Raw genomic sequence first — 1256 nt, forward strand, 5'->3', positions numbered from 1 at the left:
AAGTTTTTATTTCGCCATCCGGGTCGCGAAGTCCTTTTTGCGCCGGATGTTCGGGACTATTCACACAAGCTGCTAGAGCGTGCTCGGCTGGGCTAATAGGTGATTTATGGAGCAATTGGCCCGCGAAGGACTTTGACGGCAAGAACATGGTGTGGGGAACCGCAACATACCGCATATCCACGTCCGCGGCCGAGTTGCCCAATCCGATAATCCTTACCGATTGCAGGAGGCGCATCCAGCCCTGAATTCTTACATGCGATGGCTAGGGGTACGCCTTGCAGAAGTTGGTCGATTAGGCTGCGTAGTGTTTGTGTCTCCGCGATTACGTTCAGTTGAACACAACGAAACCCCGAGCTGTCGCGACCGAGCGACCACCTAAGTGACCTGACCGGGTGCGAGGAGGAACAATCGTGTATGGCAGCAGGCTGAGCATATGGTTACGCGCAACTTAGAGTGGAGGGCCCACTTTGCTAATGCAGATGGGGGCAGGCGTTACTTAGGAGCGAATTAGTGGCTGAACGGAGAAGCCCCGAAATTGGAAAGCACGGTGCATTTTTCAGTTCTCTATGGATGATGCGAGTCTCGATGATAGGGGAGCACGAGCGCTGCTATGATAGGTGACGAGCGCGGCGGATATGAGTTACCAGCCCAAGCCGAACGACAGAACAAAGAAGAAAGACCAATATGAGGAGACCAGAGCCGCTAGCCAGAGGCGGCGGTGACGATAACGGAACAACAACCGTGCCATAGCTACGGCTATGAGCATTATGAGCGGTGTCAAGACAACTGCGGCTGCACCCGTGCTAAAGACGACGCCGAGTGTGTGACATGATGCGGTATCGAGACCTGTTGCCCAATGGACGTGGCCCATACATGCCGTGTGGGCACCACCCGGAGCAAACCAAAATTGGCTACACCGACTGCTGTGGCCACCTGTCTCACCTCCGCTTAATGTATAGTAGAACACCTCGCGACCATTGGATAGTCCCGAATATCGGCCGCGTGCGGAGGCACTGGGCGCGGCTTGCCCGCGACGATTCCAATGGCACTCGCGTTGCCGCGACACCCGCCGGCTGGTCCACACGGCTCCACTGTGGGCGCTTCAGCAGGCGCACCAAGCATGTGCCTGGACTTGTGTCAAGTCCATGGACACTCGAAACTCGCCGCAATGTCAAACCAATGGTACCCGTTCCATCCTTTGGAGCGAGGCGGGATTATCGATGTCCGCCGCCGCTCCGTCAAGGCTCCCCCACGGG

At 56.6% G+C, this 1256-nt stretch carries 1 protein-coding gene; it reads right to left on the reverse strand.

Features of this window, described 5'->3' with window-relative positions:
• Window positions 1-777: 777 nt before the first annotated feature.
• Entirely contained in the window at window positions 778-933 is a 156-nt protein-coding gene (locus tag HIJ39_RS23010) for a hypothetical protein (RefSeq protein WP_169103351.1), read from the reverse strand.
• Window positions 934-1256: the final 323 nt, after the last annotated feature.

This window comes from Sulfobacillus harzensis (genome assembly GCF_012933365.1).
Classification (GTDB): domain Bacteria; phylum Bacillota; class Sulfobacillia; order Sulfobacillales; family Sulfobacillaceae; genus Sulfobacillus_B; species Sulfobacillus_B harzensis.